Source organism: Promicromonospora sp. NFX87 (genome assembly GCF_048564965.1).
GTDB lineage: Bacteria > Actinomycetota > Actinomycetes > Actinomycetales > Cellulomonadaceae > Promicromonospora.
On sequence record NZ_CP183413.1, the window covers coordinates 3,279,114 to 3,296,898 of the forward strand.

General features: G+C 72.5%; 13 protein-coding genes. 8 read left to right on the forward strand and 5 right to left on the reverse strand.

Translation table 11 applies throughout. From position 1 onward, the window contains the following. Positions 1–35 precede the first annotated feature (35 nt). The 3 genes from ACNYC2_RS14805 (at position 36) to ACNYC2_RS14815 (ending at position 5,398) form a co-directional block, all read left to right on the forward strand. Positions 36–1,049, forward strand: coding sequence for a ThuA domain-containing protein (locus ACNYC2_RS14805; RefSeq protein WP_419702525.1), 1,014 nt, complete (start codon positions 36–38; stop codon positions 1,047–1,049). A 105-nt stretch (positions 1,050–1,154) separates the two neighbouring features. Further along, positions 1,155–3,503, forward strand: coding sequence for a PQQ-dependent sugar dehydrogenase (locus ACNYC2_RS14810; RefSeq protein ID WP_419702526.1), 2,349 nt, complete (start codon positions 1,155–1,157; stop codon positions 3,501–3,503). Positions 3,504–3,628: 125 nt separating this feature from the next. Continuing rightward, positions 3,629–5,398 (forward strand): ABC transporter ATP-binding protein, encoded by a 1,770-nt coding sequence (locus ACNYC2_RS14815; protein WP_419702527.1) that lies wholly within the window; start codon positions 3,629–3,631, stop codon positions 5,396–5,398. 72 nt (positions 5,399–5,470) lie between these two features. Here ACNYC2_RS14815 and ACNYC2_RS14820 read toward each other — a convergent pair whose 3' ends face one another. Next, positions 5,471–5,944, reverse strand: coding sequence for a winged helix-turn-helix transcriptional regulator (locus ACNYC2_RS14820; protein ID WP_419702528.1), 474 nt, complete (start codon positions 5,942–5,944; stop codon positions 5,471–5,473). Between the two features lie 82 nt (positions 5,945–6,026). On the opposite strand from ACNYC2_RS14820, the gene ACNYC2_RS14825 reads away from it, so the two are divergent. From ACNYC2_RS14825 to ACNYC2_RS14845, 5 genes are all read left to right on the forward strand, one after another. Continuing rightward, a complete protein-coding gene (locus tag ACNYC2_RS14825; RefSeq protein WP_419702529.1) occupies positions 6,027–7,283 on the forward strand; it encodes an MFS transporter in 1,257 nt (418 codons plus the stop codon). Then, complete coding sequence (locus ACNYC2_RS14830; protein WP_419702530.1) at positions 7,280–7,987, forward strand: SDR family oxidoreductase; 708 nt, start codon at positions 7,280–7,282, stop codon at positions 7,985–7,987. The genes ACNYC2_RS14825 and ACNYC2_RS14830 overlap by 4 nt, the downstream gene beginning before the upstream one ends. A gap of 103 nt (positions 7,988–8,090) precedes the next feature. Next, positions 8,091–8,783, forward strand: coding sequence for a response regulator transcription factor (locus ACNYC2_RS14835; protein ID WP_419702531.1), 693 nt, complete (start codon positions 8,091–8,093; stop codon positions 8,781–8,783). A 25-nt stretch (positions 8,784–8,808) separates the two neighbouring features. Next, complete coding sequence (locus ACNYC2_RS14840) at positions 8,809–9,915, forward strand: sensor histidine kinase (protein WP_419707836.1); 1,107 nt, start codon at positions 8,809–8,811, stop codon at positions 9,913–9,915. Between the two features lie 132 nt (positions 9,916–10,047). Then, positions 10,048–10,713, forward strand: a complete 666-nt coding sequence (locus tag ACNYC2_RS14845; protein WP_419702532.1) for a M15 family metallopeptidase — start codon at positions 10,048–10,050, stop codon at positions 10,711–10,713. A 106-nt stretch (positions 10,714–10,819) separates the two neighbouring features. Here ACNYC2_RS14845 and ACNYC2_RS14850 read toward each other — a convergent pair whose 3' ends face one another. From ACNYC2_RS14850 to ACNYC2_RS14865, 4 genes are all read right to left on the reverse strand, one after another. Next, positions 10,820–14,209, reverse strand: coding sequence for an ATP-binding protein (locus ACNYC2_RS14850; protein WP_419702533.1), 3,390 nt, complete (start codon positions 14,207–14,209; stop codon positions 10,820–10,822). Further along, positions 14,206–14,940 (reverse strand): DUF4194 domain-containing protein, encoded by a 735-nt coding sequence (locus tag ACNYC2_RS14855; RefSeq protein ID WP_419702534.1) that lies wholly within the window; start codon positions 14,938–14,940, stop codon positions 14,206–14,208. The genes ACNYC2_RS14850 and ACNYC2_RS14855 overlap by 4 nt, the downstream gene beginning before the upstream one ends. Then, positions 14,933–16,540, reverse strand: coding sequence for a DUF3375 domain-containing protein (locus ACNYC2_RS14860; RefSeq protein WP_419702535.1), 1,608 nt, complete (start codon positions 16,538–16,540; stop codon positions 14,933–14,935). Before ACNYC2_RS14860 ends, ACNYC2_RS14855 begins: the two co-directional genes overlap by 8 nt. A gap of 74 nt (positions 16,541–16,614) precedes the next feature. Then, positions 16,615–17,664 (reverse strand): DUF4037 domain-containing protein, encoded by a 1,050-nt coding sequence (locus tag ACNYC2_RS14865; RefSeq protein ID WP_419702536.1) that lies wholly within the window; start codon positions 17,662–17,664, stop codon positions 16,615–16,617. Positions 17,665–17,785 lie beyond the last annotated feature (121 nt).

Below are 17,785 nucleotides of genomic sequence, written 5' to 3' on the forward strand. Positions count from 1 at the left end.
AGGACTGACTGCCGGCCGTTCAAAGGAGAACTGTCATGTCGCTTCGATCCGCCCTGGGAAAGTCGCTCGGCAGTGCCGGACAGGTGGTGCTCGGCCTGGCGATCCTGGCCGCGCTGCTCGCCGGGCTGCATCTCACGCCCGCCGTCGGCGGGGGCTCGTCCGGCGCGACATCGCCGTCGTCCGCGGGCCGCCAGGATCCCTACCAGGACAAGCTCGCCGACTACGGCGTCTGCCGGGGCATCAACCCCGACTGCTACAACGACTGGGACCTGCCGCGTGACGACGACGGCGTCGTGCGCGTGCTCGTCCTCACCGCGACCGGCAGCTCCCGGCACGCCCACCTCGGGCCGTTGCTGCCCGCAGGCATGAACCCGCCGCTCACGGACGCGCACGTGGCGCAGAACGCCGTCGTCCGATGGGGGCAGGAGCACGGGTTCGACGTCGACTGGACCGAGGACGTGCGCCAGCTCGACGCCCCCGCCAAGCTCGCTCCGTACGACGCCGTCGTGTTCCTCAGCAACTCCCGCACCATGCTCGACGACGCGTCCCAGACCGCGCTGCTGCAGTACGTCCGGTCAGGCGGCGGCTTCGTCGCGATCCACAACACGCTCGGCGCGATGTACCACTGGCCGTGGTTCCAGGGGCTGCTCGGCGGCGCGAACTTCTACGACCACGGGCCGCACCGCGACGGGCAGGTCCTCACGACCAGCCGCCGCGACGCCTCGACGCGCGACCTGCCGCGCCGGTGGGACTTCCGCGACGAGTGGTACCACCTCGAGCCCTTCCCCACGGGTGTGCGGTTCCTCGCCGAGGTGGACACCGCGACCATCGGCGACCACACCGGGTTCAACGGGCACCCCGGCCACGCGGGCGACCACCCGGTCTCGTGGTGCCAGTACTACGACGGCGGACGCGCGTGGGTCACCACGCTCGGCCACGACCCCGCCGCCTGGACGGAGGACTCGGCGCTCGCGGGCGCGGAGTCGTTCGAGAAGCACGTGGTGGGCGGCATCCTGAGCGCGGCCGGGGCGCAGCCGTTCTGCCGGTGACGCCACCGTTGACAAAACCGTTGGTCGCGCCTGTCGAGACCGGGCTCGACCAACGAAGACGCTCGACCAACGAAGGCGACGACGACGACACCTTACGGAGGCACCATGAGCAGAGGCACCACGAGCACGAGACGATGGCGGTCGGCGGTGGCCGCGCTGGCGGTCACCGCTACCGCGCTGGCCGGACTGACCACGGCGTCCATGACGACGGCGACCGCGGCAGCCGATCCCGGGCCGATCACCGACCCGGCGCCCGAGGAGATCCAGTCCACGCTGGGCCTGGTCCTTCAGGAGTACGCCCAGTTCCCCAAGACGGAGCCGATCCCCGCGCCGATCGACCGCCGGCTGATGCGGCACGCCCGGATCAACGGCCTGGGCGAGCTGCCCGACGGATCGGGCCGCACCTACGTGCCAGACCTGAACGGCCCGCTCTACTTCGTGGAGGACGGCGAGCCGCGGGTCTACCTGGACGTGGCGGCCGAGTTCGCGCCGGAGTTCTTCTCGGGGCGCGGCATGGGCAGCGGGTTCGGGTTCGCGACGTTCCACCCGGACTTCGAGGACAACGGCACGTTCTACACGGTGCACACCGAGCGGCCGGGCAACGCGGGTCCGCCGTCCGACCCCACCACCTACCCGCCGCAGGTTCCCACGTTCCTGCACTCGGTGGTGACCGAGTGGGTGGCCGACGACCCGGCGTCCGACACGTTCTCGGGGACGAGCCGCGAGGTGCTGCGCCTCGGCTTCGCGGGGCAGGTCCACGCGATCCAGCAGATCGACTTCAACCCGACGGCGCGGCCCGGCAGCGAGGACTACGGCCTGCTCTACCTTGCCGTGGGCGACGGCGGCCGCGGCGTGGGCACGGGTATCCCGCAGGACATGGGGACGCCGGCGGGCAAGATCCTCCGCATCGACCCGGCGGGCACCGACGGGCCGGGCGGGACGTACGGCATCCCGCCGTCGAACCCGTTCGTCGGGACGGCCGGCGCGCTGGGCGAGATCTATGCCGTCGGCATGCGCGACCCGCACCGGTTCAGCTGGGGCCAGGGCCGGCGGGGTGAGCCGCGCATGTTCCTCGGCCACATCGGCGAGCACGCGATCGAGGCGGTCTACGACGTCCAGGCCGGCGACAACTTCGGCTGGGGCGACCGGGAGGGCCGGTACGTCTTCGACCCGGCCGACCGCTGCAACCTCTACCCGCTCCCGGAGAACGACGCCGACCTCGGCTTCACGTATCCGGTCGTCGCCTACGACCACGACCCGCCGCCCGGCTGGCCGTGCACGTCGGACAGCGGCTACGCGATCAGCGGCGGGTTCGTCTACCGCGGGCGCGACCTGCCCGCGCTGAGCGGCAAGTACCTGTTCACGGACCTGGTCGAGGGGCGGGTGTTCTACGCCGAGGAGTCGCGGATGCGGCGCGGCGGCCCGGAGGCGCAGATGTACGAGCTGGCGCTCTACGACACCGACGGCACCCGCAAGCGGATGCCCGACTTCACGGGCGACGAGCGGGCCGACCTGCGGATGGGCCGGGACGCGTCGGGCGACCTGTACCTGATCGCCAAGGCGAACGGGAAGATCTGGAAGGTAGTCGACACGGTGCGCACGCCCGTGCCGCAGGACGTCCCCCGCTCCCTGCGAGGGAACGTGGTCAGCTTCTACGACTTCGAGCACCCGTTCCAGCAGGACGGTGCGGTGGAGATCGACCGCGGCGCGTCCCGCACGTACCTGAACCTCATCAACGGCGGCGAGGACATGCGCGTGGCCGACGGCGCCTACCCGGGCAGCAACAACTCGATCCAGCTCGGCCAGGTGGACCCGCTGGCGGCGGGCAACGACGACTGGAAGGCGGGCGTGTACGACGCCGACGGCGTGGACACCCTGTCCGCCCTGAGCGGCGTGGACGGGATGACGGTCATGGGCTGGGTCCGGATGACCGGCCAGAACCCGAGCCCGAACACGAACACCGCCGACCCCGACGACCGCTACGGCGCGGTCGGCCTGGCGGGCGTGCTCAGCGGCGACTCGGACGGGCACGCCGTGCGCGCCCTCCTGGAGATCATCGAGGTGGACGGCGAGCTGCGGCTCGTCGCGCTCGGCCGGCGGCTCGACGGCGGCGAGTCGCAGATCTTCGCCGCGCACGAGGACTGGCGCACCCTGCTGCCGCAGGACGAATGGGTGCACCTGGCCGCGACGTTCGACTACACGACCGGGCGGATGGCCCTGTACCGCGACGGCGAGCGGCTACCGGGCTTCTACGCGGTCGACGGCGACCCGTGGCAGGTGGACGGTACGGGCGCCTCGGCGACGACGCCCCGCGGGATCAAGATCGGCGGCAGCTTCCCCCAGGACACGCAGGAGCGGAACCCCTGCGACTGCACGATGGACACGATCGAGCTGCTGGACCGCGCGATCACCCCGAGGGAGGTGGCGGCCCAGTACAACCTGATGACCCGCTGACGGTCGTGAAGGTCCGCTGCGACCAAGCGGTTGCGCATGGTTTCCGGCCCCGGAGCATGCGCAACCGCTTGGTCAAGGCGGACCTCCCGCTGCCCCGGCCTGCAGGGGGCCATAGCATGTGGTCCATGGCTGCCGAGAAAGCGCTTACCATCCCGATCCGCATCGACAGCTCACGGCCCGCCAGGTCGGTCCTGCGGCTGCTCGCCCGGCGGCCCGGGCGCATGTCGGTGGCGATCGGGGCGTTCACGCTCAAAGAGATCCCGATGTGGTTCCTGCCGGTCGTCACGGCGTCCGTCATCGACATCGTCGCCACAGGCGGGCCGGTGCGCGACGTCCTCGCCTGGTTCGCGATCGCCGCCGCGCTGCTCCTGCAGAACTTCCCGAACCACCTGGTCTACACCCGCAACTTCATGACGGTGGTCCGGGACACCGGCGCCGGCCTGCGCAACGCGCTCGCCGCCCGCCTGCAGAGCCTGTCGATCGGGTATCACACGCGCGCCAGCTCGTCGGTGGTGCAGTCCAAGGTGGTGCGCGACGTCGAGAACATCGAGGTGATGCTCCAGCAGGTCACGCACCCGCTGCTCTCGTCGCTCATGGTGCTCGCGGGCGCCCTGACCATGACCGCCGTCAAGGTTCCAGAGTTCCTGCCCGTCTACCTGCTCGCCGTACCGCTCGCGCTCGGCATGCGCTGGGCGACGGCGCGCCGGTCCCGGGACCGCAACGAGCACTTCCGCCGCGAGGTCGAGGGCTTCGCGTCCCGCGTGGGCGAGATGGCCTCGCTCATCCCGATCACCCGCGCGCACGGCCTGGAGCAGACGGCGGTCAACCGCCTGGCCGACGGCGCCGACGGCGTCCGCCGCGCGGGCCTGCACCTCGACATGCTCAACGGCCGCGTCGCGTCGCTCTCGTGGGTCACGATGCAGCTGCTCGGCGTGACATGCCTCGCGCTGGCCGCGATCTTCTCGCTCACGGGCTTCCTGCCGGTCACGCCCGGCGAGGTGGTGCTGCTGTCGAGCTACTTCACGCTGCTCACCCAGGGGCTCACCCAGCTCCTCATGCTGATCCCGGTCACGGCGCGCGGCATGGAGTCCGTGCGCTCCATCGCCGAGGTGCTGGAGGAGCCCGACCTCGAGGAGAACGCGGGCCGCCGCACCGTCGACGCCGTCGCCGGCGAGCTGGCGCTGGACCACGTGCACCACCGCTACCCCGGCTCCGACGACGACGCCCTGCACGACGTCACGCTCACGGTCCCGGCGGGCGAGACCGTCGCGTTCGTCGGCTCGTCCGGGTCGGGCAAGTCCACGCTGCTCAACCTGGTGCTGGGCTTCATCCGCCCGACGTCGGGCCGGGTGCTCGTCGACGGCGCCGACGCGCAGGAGCTGGACCTGCGCACGGTGCGCCGCCACGTCTCGGTGGTGCCGCAGGAGTCGGTGCTGTTCGAGGGCACCATCCGCGAGAACGTCACCTACGGCCTCCCGGACGCGCCCGACGACGTCGTCCGCACCGCGCTGCGGGACGCCAACGCGCTGGACTTCGTGGAGGCCCAGCCGCAGGGGTGGGACACCGTCGTCGGCGAACGCGGCGCCCGGCTCTCGGGCGGGCAGCGGCAGCGCATAGCGATCGCCCGCGCCCTGGTGCGCGACCCGCGCATCCTCCTGCTCGACGAGGCGACCAGCGCCCTGGACACCGAGTCGGAGCTGCTCGTCAAGGAGGCGCTCGGCCGCCTCATGCGCGGTCGGACGACGCTGGTGGTCGCCCACCGCCTGTCGACGATCCGTCAGGCGGACCGGATCGTCGTGCTGGAGCACGGCCGGATCGTGGAGCAGGGCACGCACGACCAGCTCGTCGCGCGCGGTGGCCGCTACGCGACCTTGCACGCAACGCAGGCGAGCTGACCCGCCGACCCCACCCCGTTGGTCGAGCCTGTCGAGACCTGGTTTCGACAAGCTCAACCAGCGGAGGCGAGCTCAACCAGCGGCGGCCACCAGCGCCCCCGGCCCTGCGACGACGTCGACGTCCTCCGGCGCGAGCTCGCGTCCGTCCTCGGCCACGAAGGCGAGGCGCACGGGCGCCTCCGTCTCCCGGTCGACGTAGGCGATCGACGGCCCGAACCCTGAGGGCCGGTGTACGTCGCCCCACGCGACGAACGCCGCCAGGACGGTCTTGAGCTCCGCCCCGGCCTCGGTGAGCACGTACTCCTCCCGCTGCCGCTGCCCCTCGTCCCGGTACGGCCGGCGCTCCAGCACGCCGCCCTCGACAAGGGTCTCCAGCCGGGCGGTCAGCACGTCGGGGGCTACCCCCAGGCGCGCGCGGAAGTCGGCGAACCTCGTCACCCCGAAGAACGCCTCCCGGACGACGAGCAGCGTCCACTTCTCCCCCAGCACCTCAAGGCTCCGGGCCACGGAGCAGCGGGCATTTCGTTCGCGGGACGTTGTGCTCATGCCCACATCCTACCAACCTGAGTTGCCGATCCAAACTTAGACTTGCTAAGTTGGCATTTCCAACTCAGACGGGAGCTCTTCCATGGCCTTCACCTGGGCGCCGCGGGGCAGTCGCTGGGCCGCTGCCTCTGCCGTGGCACTCGCACTCTGGGCCTCGGCCGCGCCGACGCTCGTCTACCCGGCGTACGCGGCCGAGTGGCACCTGACGACCGCCGTCACGACCACCGTGTTCGCCGCCTACCCGGTCGCGCTGATCGGGACGCTGCTCCTGCTCGGCGGGTTCGCGGAGACGGTGGGCAGCCGGAACGCGATCCTCGCCGGCCTCGGGTTCCTGGGGCTCGGCGCCCTCACCTTCCTGCTCGCGCCGAACCTGGCGCTCCTGCTCACCGGCCGCGCGCTCATGGGCATCGGGGTGGGGCTCAGCCTGGGCCCGGCGACGAGCGTCATCGCGTCCGCGGGGCGCGACGGCGTCCGCGACCGCACCGGCGCCATCACCGCCGGGGCGAGCTCGGTAGGCATCATCACGGCCCTGCTCGTCGGCGGCGCGACCGTGCAGTTCGGGCCCAGCCCGCTGCACTCCGCCTACGGCGTCCTGCTCGCGGGCGTCGTCGTCGCGGTGCTCGCGGTCTGGTTCCTGCCGCGCGCCCTGCCCAGCACCACCGCAGGCCGCTGGCGCCCGCGCCGGCTGGCCGTGCCCCAGCGCCGGATGCCGTTCCTGGCGGGAACGTTCGGCGTCTCCGCCGCCTATGCGCTCGGCGCGATCTTCCTCGGCGTCGGCGCCCAGTTCGCGCGCGACACCGTGCGTTCCGACGACGCCTTCGTCAACGGCGTGGTGCTGGCGATCTCCGCCGCGGCGATCGGCGCCGTCGCGCTCCTCGCAGGAAGGCTCAGGGCCGCCACGGCCCTCCGCCTCGGCGCGCTCGCCGCGGTGGCCGGGCAGGCGCTGATGGTCACGGCGGGCGCCACCCACTCGATGCCGTTCCTCGTCCTGTACTCGCTGGTGGGCGGCGCCGGCTACAGCCTCCTCTTCTCCGGTGGCATCACGCTCGTCACCCAGAGCGCGGCGGCGGAGCACCGGGCCGCGACGACGTCGTCGGCCTACCTGGTCGCCTACCTCGTCCAGGCGGTGGTCGCGCTCGGTGTGGGTGCCCTGGGCACCGCCGTCGGCCTGCAGACCGCGCTGGTCGCGGGCAGCGCGACCGTCGTCGCGCTCACGCTCGCAGCCCTCCTCACCCTCCGTTCCCGGGCGTCCGCGCCCGGTGCGGTCCCTGCCCTCCCCATCCCGTCCCAAGCCACCATCTCGCACGACAACCTCATGAAAGCGAGCTCGTCACGATGACTACCCTCAAGAACGCAGTGGTCCTGGTCACCGGCGCGAACGGCGGCCTCGGCCGCGCGTTCGTCGCCGAGGCCCTCCAGCGCGGCGCCGCCAAGGTCTACGCCACCGCCCGCACGCCGCAGGAGTGGACCGACCCCCGCGTGGTGCCGCTGGCCCTCGACATCAACTCCCCCGAGTCGGTGGCCGCTGTGGCCGAGCAGGCCGCTGACACGACGGTCCTGATCAACAACGCGGGGATCTCCGACTCCGGGCAACCGGTCCTGAGCACGCCGCTGGACGCCGTCCGCTCGGTGTTCGAGACGAACGTGTTCGCGCAGCTCGCGGTCACCCAGGCGTTCGCGCCGGTCCTGGCCGGGAACGACGGCGGCGCCGTCATCAACGTGCACTCCGCGCTGAGCTGGCTCGGCGTCGGCACCTACTCGGCGACGAAGGCCGCCTTCTGGTCGTTCAGCAACGCGCTGCGCGTGGAGCTGCTGGACCAGAAGACCCACCTGCTGGGCGCGCACCTCGGCTACACGGACACGCCGATGATCGCCGCCCTCGACGTGCCGAAGGAGGACCCGCGGGACATCGTCGCGGCGATCTACGACGGGCTGGAGGCCGGCGAGCCCGAGGTCCTCGCGGACGACACGAGCCGCCAGGTCAAGCAGGCGCTGTCCGGGCCGCTGTCCGCGCTGTACCCGCAGCTGCAGGCGGCCGGCTAGGACGCACGGCGGGGAGGCTCCCGCCCGACGCCGTCGCCGCACCCTCGGTGCGACGGCGTCGGGCGTCCGGCCGTGTGCGGCGCCCGCGGCCTAAGGTGCCGGTATGCGTGTGCTGATCGTGGAGGACGAGCCCTACCTCGCCGAGGCCGTCCGGGACGGACTGCGGCTGGAGGCCATCGCCGCTGACATCGCCGGCGACGGCGACTCCGCCCTGGCGCTGCTCGGCGTCAACTCCTACGACCTCGCGGTCCTCGACCGCGACATCCCCGGCCCGTCCGGTGACGAGGTCGCGAGGCACATCGTCGCCTCCGGCAGCGGCATCCCGATCCTGATGCTGACCGCCGCCGACCGGATCGACGACAAGGCCTCGGGGTTCGAGCTCGGCGCCGACGACTATCTCACCAAGCCGTTCGAGCTCCGCGAGCTCGTGCTGCGGCTGCGGGCGCTCGACCGCAGGCGCGGGCACACCCGGCCCCCGGTCAGCGAGCTCGCGGGGCTCCGGCTGGACCCGTTCCGCCGGGAGGTCTACCGGGACGGCCGCTACGTCGCGCTGACCAGGAAGCAGTTCGCCGTCCTGGAGGTGCTCGTCGCAGCGGACGGCGGCGTCGTCAGCGCCGAGCAGCTGCTGGAGCGGGCCTGGGACGAGAACGCCGACCCGTTCACCAACGCGGTGCGCATCACCGTCTCGGCGCTGCGCAAGCGGCTCGGCGAACCCTGGATCATCGCCACGGTGCCCGGCGTCGGCTACCGCATCGAGACGTCACCTGGGCCTGGCCCTGGAGCCGACCGTGGATAGGGAGCCCGTGGGCAGGCAGCCCGGGATGAGCGTCCGCCTCAAGCTCACCCTCAGCTATGCCGGGTTCCTCATGGTCACCGGCGTCCTGCTGCTCGCGGTCGTGTGGGTCTTCCTGCTGCGCTACGTGCCCGAGCAGACCTACGCCCCCGGGAGCTCCGCGCCCGGCGGGCTCGGATCGACGTTCATCCCGAACCAGGGCGACCTGGCGCGCGCCTTCTTCCCCCGGGCGACGGTGGCGCTCGCGCTGCTGCTGGTGCTCGGGCTCCTGGGCGGGTGGGTCCTCGCCGGCCGCATGCTCAGCCCGCTGCGGCGCATCACCCAAGCCGCCCGCCGCACGACCGGGTCGCTGCCCCACCCGATCCGGCTCGAGGGCCGCCAGGACGAGTTCCGCGAGCTGGCCGACACCTTCGACGCCATGCTCGCGCGGCTCGAGGCGCACATCGCCGAACAGCAGCGATTCGCCGCCAACGCCTCCCACGAGCTGCGCACCCCGCTGGCGATCACGCAGACCCTCCTCGAGGTCGCCCGCAACGATCCGGCGCGCGACGCCGACGAGCTGATCGACCGCCTCCGGCACGTCAACACGCGGGCGATCGACCTCACGGAGGCGCTGCTCGTGCTCAGCCGCGCCGACCGGGGGTCCTTCACCCGCGAGCCCGTCGACCTGTCCCTCATCGCGGAGGAAGCCACGGAGACCCTCCTGCCCCTGGCGGAGAAGCACGGCCTCACCATCGAGACCTCGGGCGACGTCGCCCCCGCACTCGGCTCGTACGCGCTCCTGCTGCAGCTGACCAGCAACCTCGTCCACAACGCGATAGTCCACAACCTTCCCGACCACGGCAGCGTCCGGGTCACCACCAGCGTCCGTGCCGGAACGGTGGCGCTCACCGTCGAGAACACCGGGGACACGCTCGCACCAGAGCTCGTCTCGACCCTCACCGAACCGTTCCAGCGCGGCACCGGTCGGGTACGCGGCGACCACGCGGGGGTCGGCCTCGGGCTGGCGATCGTCCGGAGCATCACCACGGCGCACGGCGGCACCCTCGCCCTCGCCGCCCGGGCGGACGGCGGGCTCCGGGTCACGGTCCAGCTACCCGTCGTGCATGCCTGGGGAGCCGCTCCGCGGGTGTGACGACGGCCGTTCCCGTGCGTGTTTCTGTGCCCGTCCCTGTGCCCGTCCCTGTGCGTGTCCTCGCCTGGTGTATCGCGCGCATATCGAAAAACGGAGACACCCTGGCAACGTCGTCCGCGATGGGCTGGGGACATGACTCGACAGGACCTCATCCAGCTCCCGCCGGCGCACCTCCCGCCGGCGCACGCGGGCGCCCCCGCCCGCCGCCGCTCCGGCGTCCGCCGGGCACCGGCCGTGCTCGTGGTCGCGGCTGTGCTGCTGGCCGCCCTCTTCGGCGTCTACCCCCTGCTCGACCGCGTCGACTCGCCGGTCGTCCAGGCGGTCGACGACGCACTGGGCCAGGGCAGCACCGCGTCCGGCCCGATCGGCGTAGAAGGCGGCGAGATACCCGACGGCGCCGCGACGCTCGACGACGACCTTCCCGCGATCACGGGCCTCGACCCGGCGCTCGCCGACGCCGTCCGCCAGGCCGCCGCCGACGCGGCGGCCGACGACATCGACTTCTGGATCACGAGCGGCTGGCGCAGCCCCGCCTACCAGCAGGAGCTGCTGGACGCGGCGGTCCGGAAGCACGGCAGCCTGGAGGCAGCCCGCCGCGAGGTCGCCACGCCCGAGGAGTCCAGGCACATCGGCGGCAAGGCCGTCGACATCGGGCCGACCGAAGCGGACTACTGGATGATCCAGCACGGCACCGACTACGGGCTGTGCCAGGTGTACGAGAACGAGATCTGGCACTTCGAGCTGCTGACCGAGCCGGGCGGCACCTGCCCGCCGATGCTGACGGACGCGGCAGGCTGAGCCAGCACTCTGCCGCTGAAGGGACCGACCGACTGACCGAGCTCGGCAGGCCAGGGAGAACCGTAATCGCGAGGATTGTGGTTCGCCCCGGCCTGCTGAATCGCGGTCAGTCGGCGCTGGTGGTGACCAGCTGGCCGGCAGGCTCGGCCACGCCCGCCACCGCCTTGGTCCGGGACCGGCCCGAGGCGTCCTTGAGGACCACGTACTTCATGTCGACGTGCGGTTCCAGGGCGCTGTACTTGTCGTTGGGCGCACCGATGATGAGCTGGAAGCCGAGGCCGCGCCACGCGCCGACGGCCCGCCCCGTGAACCGGGCGTCGGCCTTGATGAGCGCCTCGTCGAGGAACACCGGCGCGTACCGCGGACGCTCCGCCCCGGCGTCGCCGAGCTGGTAGCGCAGGGCCGCGCCGACGATGAACGCGACGAGCTCCTGGGACTCGCCACCCGACTTCTCGCCGATGCCGTCGTAGTGCGCGACGTGGTTGCCGTCCAGATCGACCTTCTCGGCGCTGAGCCGCACGTGCCGCCGGACGTCGACGAGGTCGGCGAAGTCGGGCGCGTTCCGCCGGATCCGGTCGATCACCTTGGCCATCCGCAGGTACCGCCGCTCGCGCTCGGCGTCCGTCGCCTCGCGGGTCAGCGACTCGCGGAGGTTGCGCAGCTCCTTGCGGAACGCGCTGACAACCGTGGACTGGTTGTCGCGCGCGTCGATGCGCAGACGGTGCTCGTCGTCCGCGAACGGGAGGTTCGCGAGGATGTCGTTGACCGGGCCGATCCGCTCCTTGATCTCGCGGACCGAGCCGGCCAGCGCCCGGTACAGGTCGGTGAGGTCGTTCCCGGACAGGCGCAGGAGGCTGTTGCGCCAGTCCGTCTCGAGCTCGTGGAGCCCGCTGGTCTCCAGGTCGGTCAGGATCCGGTCGTAGTCGCCGTAGGACTCCTCCGGGTCGGTCCCGAGGTTCGGGTCGTGCCAGCGCTCGTGGAAGTTCTCGAAGGTCCGGCGCAGCGCGTCCCGGGCCGTGCCGAGCGCGGTCTGCGCGGCCTCCCGGTCCGCCTTGAGCCGTTCGGTGGCCTGCCGCAGCGCGCCGTCGAACGCCTCGAGTGCTGCGGCGGCCGCCGCACCACCGCTCGTGGCGTCGAGGTCGGCGGCCCGGAACAGCGCGTCGAGGTACTCCCCCTGCTCCGGCCCGACGGCGACCTCGGCCGCCTCGGCGTCGTCGAGCGCCTGCTGGGCGGCGTCGACGTCGTCGGTGACGGCCGTCCAGCGCGCCTCCAGCGCGTCGGCGCGCGCCGTCGTCTTGCCGAGGTCCTGGTTGAGGGCGTCGATCTGCTTCTCGAGCGCGCCTGACTGGTCCCGCAGGCGCGTGATCTCGGGGTTCCCCGCGGTGACCTCGTGGATGACCTGCGTCCAGCGGGACCGTTCCTCCTGGACGGTTGCGACGTCCACCTCGTCCCAGGTCAGGTCGCTGACCGTGCGGTATGCGGCGAGCTCGTCGTCGTGCCGGTTGAGGCGCGCGTCGGCGTCCGCCACGCGGCGTTCGGCCTCGGCGAGCCGCTCGCGGGCCTGGGCGATGCGTTCGTCGAGGTCGGCCAGCGCGCGGCCGTTGGTGAAGCCCAGGACGTTGGACCTGAGGTTTCCGCCGTGCGCGCCGCGGTGGCCCTCGGACTGCTGGCCCGACCGGGTGAGCGCCATCTTGTGCTGCCCCAGCTGCCCCGGGGTGTCCACGCAGACGTAGGCGAAGCGCTGCGCCAGCTCGTGCTTGAGCCAGCCGGCGAAGGGTCCGCCGCGGACGTCGAGCCGGCCGGGGAGGGTCCGCTTGTCGAGGCCCAGCTCGTCGCGCATCCCGGTGGGCACGCCTTCGAACCGGATCCGGGTGGACGTCGGGACGGCGTCGATCGCCTTGCGGAACGCCTGGATGCGCGCCGAGTCGATGAGCATCTTGGTCGCGAAGCCGCCCAGCGCGAGGTTGAACGCCCCGCGCCAGGGCTCGAACTCCGTGCGGACCTCCAGCAGCTCGCCCACGAAGGGCAGGTCCTCGGGGGTCAGCCCGGCGGCCTCGGCCAGCGTGGCACGTGCTCGGTGCAGGTGGTCGGGGATGTTGCCGCGCCGTTCGGCGGCCGCCGACCGCTCGGCCTCGAGCTCCGCGAGCTCGGCGCGCGCGGCGTTCCGCGCCGACATCGCCTCGCCGAACGCGTCGCGCGCGACCTTCTTCGTGCCGACGTCGGCCAGGGCGGCACCGGCGCGCGCGGCCACCGCCGAGAACTCGGCCTCCGAACCCGCCTCCGCTTCCAGCACGCCCAGGGCGTCGTCCAGCCGGCCGCGGGCGCGCTCGACCTCGGCCAGCCGCGAGTCGACGCCCTTCAGCTCGCGCTGCGCGGTGGCCAGCCGGTCGCCGCCCGACGCACGGAGGGTCTCCAGCACGCCGTCCAGCTCGGACTTCGCCGCGGTGATCCGGACCCTGGTCTCCTCGGCGCGCCCCAGCGCCGCACGGTGCTCGGCCTGCAGGTCGTGCTCGACTGCGCGCAGCAGGCCGAGGCGCCGTCCGTTGCGCCACAGCGCCGCGGGCGAGGCGGCGTCGGCGAAGGAACCGATCTCGTCGATGACCCGCAGCCGCTCGACCGCACCCGCGATGGCCGCGTGGTAGCCGCGGATCGGGGAGAGCGCGTTGACCTGCTGGCGGGCCGTGATCATCTGCTCACGGGTGCCGGCGAGCTTGTCGAAGTGCTCGACGACCTCGTCCGCCTTGGCCAGGGTCTCGGGCTCCTCGAGGACCATCGCCTTGTAGAGGGCGTCCACGGTGGTGATCTGCTGGCCTGCCTGGATGCGGCCGAGCAGCGCCACCGCCTTGTTGCCGTCGCCGGACGCGCCGATGCCGAGCGTCGAGTGCAGGCGGGCCGTGAACTCCCGGTCGGTGTCGAAGCACGTCAGCCCGGCCTCGGTGACCTCCGTACGGGCGAGGCGCTGGGCGGCCGCCCGCTCCAGGCCGCGCAGGTCGAAGGCGCCGTCGCACGTGGCGCGCAGCGGGACCACCTCTTCGAGGGTGCGTGCGGCGGACGGGACGTACCAGGCGCGGACGGCGGTGAAGCTCGTGCCGGACTGGTCCACCCACGTCATCGCGATCGCCGACCAGGTGTCCCGGCCGTCGCCCCGCAGCACGCGCTGGCGGGTGCCGTCGTCGGTCCGGGACTCGTCGATCTTGCCGCGCGCGTAGGACAGGATGTTGCGCTGGTCCTTGCCGCGCGGGCGCCCGACGACGCTGCCGTTGGACGCGCCGTTGAACGGCGTGGTGTGCGGCATGAGGAGCGCGATATAGGCGTCCATGAGCGTCGACTTGCCGGAGCCGGAGCCGCCGGAGAGCAGGGTCGCCGTCGTCGCCAGGCGCACCTGGTGGTAGCCGTCATATCCGCCCCAGTTGACCAGCTGGAGGTCGCGCGCGACCCACTGCTGCCCGGTCGACGCCGCCGGGATCATCCCGAACAGGGTGTCGATCATCGTCATCGCTGGTTCTCCTGGTTCTCCTGCTGGCTCTGCTGGTTCTGCTCGTTCTGCGTGCGCAGCCACTCCCGGAGCTCGCCGAGCCGCTCGTTGCTGAGCACTATCTCGACCAGCGGCGTGACGCGGAACCGTCCCTCGGACTCCTCCTCGATGAGCCCTTCCTTCTCCAGCCGCCGGACGGCGGTGCGGATCTCCGTCTGCCGCGCGGCCAGGTTCTTGTCGTCCGGGTCGAAGAACGTCAGCACCGTCTGCTCGACCTCCTCGACGTCCACCCGGGCCGAGGACTCCCCCGCGCCCTGCTCCCGCTGGAAGACCGTGCGCAGGTGGACCAGGACCAGCGTCTCGGCGCGGGTGTACGGGTCGTCCTTCAGCAGGATCGGGACGTCCAGCTCGGCGGGACGGACCTGCCTCTTGTACGCGATCCCCCGGTCGTGGTCCACGACGAGGTGGATGAAGAGGTCGTGCAGCCGGGACTCGATCAGCTGCTGGTTCTCCAGGAGGACCTTCCACTGGGCCCTGTTGCGGTCCGCGACGAGGAACCTGCCGCGCAGCAGCCGCACCAGCACCCGGCGCACCGCGGCGTCCAGCGTCCCGGAGTCGCCGGCGAACAGCCCTTCCGGGTCCTCCTCCATCGGCACCGGCTCGATGAACCCGCCGTCGGTCCCTGCCTCGCCGTCGGTCTCTGCCCCGCCGTCGATCTCTTCGATGTGTTCCTCGACGGCGGTCTCACTCATGTGCGTAGTCCTTCGTGCGTGATTCGGTGTTCAGCTTCGTGTCCGGCTCTGTATCTGTGTCCTGCTCGGTGCCTACGTCCTGCTCTGTGTCCTGCTCTGTGTTCGGCCCCGTCCGCACCGTGACGCCGCCGAACGCGAACCGCCGCCGGGTGCCGTCGGGCCGGATCGCCTCGACGACCGCCACCTCGTCGGTCTCGGTCATGCCCTCGTGGTCCGCGAGCTCCAGCAGGCCGAGCAGGTCCACCGGCCGCCGGATCGACTCGGGCGCGGCGCCGAACACCTCGGCGAGGTCGGCGCGGCCGGGGTCGCCGTCGGCACCGGGCGCACCCGCGAACGACGCCAGGTGCTCGCGCAGCTCGGCGTAGTGGGGTCCGCCCCACTCGCGGGCGCCGTCCTCCAGGTCGGTGTCCGCGCCGTCGTCCGCTGCCTGCAGCGGGGCCGGGGGCTGCGGCGGGCTCAGGTCGCTCGTCGACTGGCGCAGGTGCGCGACGTCCGCCACCGGCAGCCTGCGCAACGGGTCCACCTCCTGGCCGCGGCGCGTCGTCGGCATCCATGTCTGGAAGCTGATCATCACCTCGCGCAGCAGCTCGTCCACCTGCCGGTCGCGCAGCGGGTCGTGGTTGCGCACCTGTGTGGTGATGACGTGCGACGCCTGGCGCTGGGCCTTGATGACCTCGGCGACACCCTGCTCGATCCGCCGCCCGACGTCGCGCAGCTCGGTGCGCTGCTGCCCCGGCAGCCGCCCCGTGAAGCGGTGGCGCAGCACCGTGTCGAGCTGCAGCGACAGCTCGTCGATCTGCTGCGGGTCACCGATCAGCCGCAGCGCCCCGGCGAAGGCCCGGCCCTCCGGCGTCGTCGTCATCACCTGCTCGCCGCGCTCCAGGTACTCGCGCAGCACGTCACCGGAGGGCCGCTCGTCCTGGCGCAGCGCGGTCACCACGTCCCGCTGCATGGCCTTGATCGACTCCGCCACACGCGCGAAGTCCGCCGGGAGCTCGCGCACCAGGTGCAGGACGTTCTCGGCCTCCTCCAGCAGCTCCTCGTCGTCGACCTCGTCGACCACCCCGCCCCGGTCGAGCCGCAGCAGCTCGGCCTGCAGCCGGTCTATCTGCGTCTGGAGCCGGGCCATGCGGACCGCCACGTCCGGGTCGGCGTCCTGCGCCAGCCGCTCCACGGCGTCCAGGAGCGTCCGGACCCGCGACTCCGAGACCCGCGCCCGGGCGCCGCCGGCCCGCCCGGCCACCTCGAGCGCGCCGACCGCATGTGCCGAGAGCTGGTAGACCTCGACGTCCCCGTCGACGATCTGGCGCTTCAGCCAGCCGACGTCGGACCACTGCCTGCACAGCTCCCGCGCGCTGCCGAGCGGGATGGCGCGCGTGCCGTCGGCGTTCAGCTCGTAGCCCTGCGCCCGCAGCTGGTCGAGCGCGTCACCGATCTCGGTGTGCGCCTCCGCGACCGGGACCGTCGGACGCTCGGGTGTGAACACCAGGGACAGCAGCGACACGACGAGCGGCGCGTACCTGCGGTGAAGCAGGTCGAGCATCGGCTCCTGGAAGGCCCGGAGCGCGCCAAGGTACGCACTCTCTGCACGAGTAATCATCGCCGGTCAGAGTACGTCGGACCGGTGACATCTACCGTCCCGCCATCCACAGGTCGTCGTCCGCGGCGGGCCGGTCAGGACGAGGCGAGCCGCCGCCGCGCGCCGGGATCGGTGAGGGTCCCGACGTCGTCCACCCACTGCTCGACTCCCCCGCGGTGCGCCAGCGCCCGCACCTCCGGGTCCGTGACCGCCGCGCGCAGCACGCCCGCGACGTCACGCAGCCCGGTGAAGGGCCTGTCGTAGAAGGGCTCGCAGGCCGCCCCGTCCAGCGCGGGCAGGCCGACGGCGCGCTGCCGCTCGTGCAGCACCTCGCACGCCGCGTGCAGGGCCGCCTCCCGCTCCTGCCAGGTCGCCGCCGCGAGCGCCTCCGCCAGGGGTCCGCCCGCGGACGGCGCGACGGGCAGCCACGTGAACAGCGTCCCCGCCCACTTGGGATAGGGCGGCCAGCGCCGCTCCAGCAAGAAGCCGAGCCGGACGAGCGCAGTGACCAGCCGGGCCGCGATCAGCCGTGAGCCGAGGTCGTCGCCGCGCTGCCCGGTGCGGCCCACGAACGGCAGCTCCTGCGCGATCCGCGTCCAGTCCGCCGCCAGGACGTGCAGCCACACGTCGTGGGGGTACCAGGCCAGCCGGTCGCGCAGCGCGGTGATCTCGCCGGACGTGTCCTCGAACACCGGCCCGGCCGTGACCTCCAGCACCGACTGGCCGGTGAGCGACAGCCAGTCGGTGAGGCGCAGAGCGCTGTTCTCGCCGCCGCCTTCGCCGTTCTCGCCACCCGTGAGGTCGAGCCCGGTGCGCGACCGCACGAACTGGGCCGGCGCCGCGATCTCGACCCGGTGCCGGACCGTCATGTCAAAGGTGAGCGGGAAGGCCGTCGGCGATCCGCGGTAGGACGCTGGGAGCGACGCGGCCAGCACCCGGTCGACCTCGGCGATCCGGTCCGCCGGGACCAGCAGGGTCAGCCGCAGCCCCCAGTCGTGGTCGCGGGACGTCTCGTCGTCGAGCCCCAGCACGTCCGACCCGGTGCCGAGTCGCCCGGCGGCGCGCGGCAGGTCGGGCAGCTTGCGGTCCAGGATCGGGCGGACGACGTCGGCCCAGTAGGCGCGGGCGAGCTCGATGCCGGACATGCCGCAAACCTAGGAGCAGCGCCGGGAGCGGTCCAGATGAATCCGCCGACGGACGAGGCAAGGCGTACCCCTGCAGCACGTGCCAGGTGAGCCGATCTACGTTCGGCTCAGCCACCGACCC

What these genes read in the sequence shown, in the direction of transcription:
- ACNYC2_RS14805 (WP_419702525.1), top strand. Translation starts at nt 36, where the DNA reads ATGTCGCTTCGATCCGCCCTGGGAAAGTCGCTCGGCAGTGCCGGACAG.
- ACNYC2_RS14810 (WP_419702526.1), top strand. Translation starts at nt 1,155, where the DNA reads ATGAGCAGAGGCACCACGAGCACGAGACGATGGCGGTCGGCGGTGGCC.
- ACNYC2_RS14815 (WP_419702527.1), top strand. Translation starts at nt 3,629, where the DNA reads ATGGCTGCCGAGAAAGCGCTTACCATCCCGATCCGCATCGACAGCTCA.
- ACNYC2_RS14820 (WP_419702528.1), bottom strand. Translation starts at nt 5,944, where the DNA reads ATGAGCACAACGTCCCGCGAACGAAATGCCCGCTGCTCCGTGGCCCGG.
- ACNYC2_RS14825 (WP_419702529.1), top strand. Translation starts at nt 6,027, where the DNA reads ATGGCCTTCACCTGGGCGCCGCGGGGCAGTCGCTGGGCCGCTGCCTCT.
- ACNYC2_RS14830 (WP_419702530.1), top strand. Translation starts at nt 7,280, where the DNA reads ATGACTACCCTCAAGAACGCAGTGGTCCTGGTCACCGGCGCGAACGGC.
- ACNYC2_RS14835 (WP_419702531.1), top strand. Translation starts at nt 8,091, where the DNA reads ATGCGTGTGCTGATCGTGGAGGACGAGCCCTACCTCGCCGAGGCCGTC.
- ACNYC2_RS14840 (WP_419707836.1), top strand. Translation starts at nt 8,809, where the DNA reads ATGAGCGTCCGCCTCAAGCTCACCCTCAGCTATGCCGGGTTCCTCATG.
- ACNYC2_RS14845 (WP_419702532.1), top strand. Translation starts at nt 10,048, where the DNA reads ATGACTCGACAGGACCTCATCCAGCTCCCGCCGGCGCACCTCCCGCCG.
- ACNYC2_RS14850 (WP_419702533.1), bottom strand. Translation starts at nt 14,209, where the DNA reads ATGACGATGATCGACACCCTGTTCGGGATGATCCCGGCGGCGTCGACC.
- ACNYC2_RS14855 (WP_419702534.1), bottom strand. Translation starts at nt 14,940, where the DNA reads ATGAGTGAGACCGCCGTCGAGGAACACATCGAAGAGATCGACGGCGGG.
- ACNYC2_RS14860 (WP_419702535.1), bottom strand. Translation starts at nt 16,540, where the DNA reads ATGATTACTCGTGCAGAGAGTGCGTACCTTGGCGCGCTCCGGGCCTTC.
- ACNYC2_RS14865 (WP_419702536.1), bottom strand. Translation starts at nt 17,664, where the DNA reads ATGTCCGGCATCGAGCTCGCCCGCGCCTACTGGGCCGACGTCGTCCGC.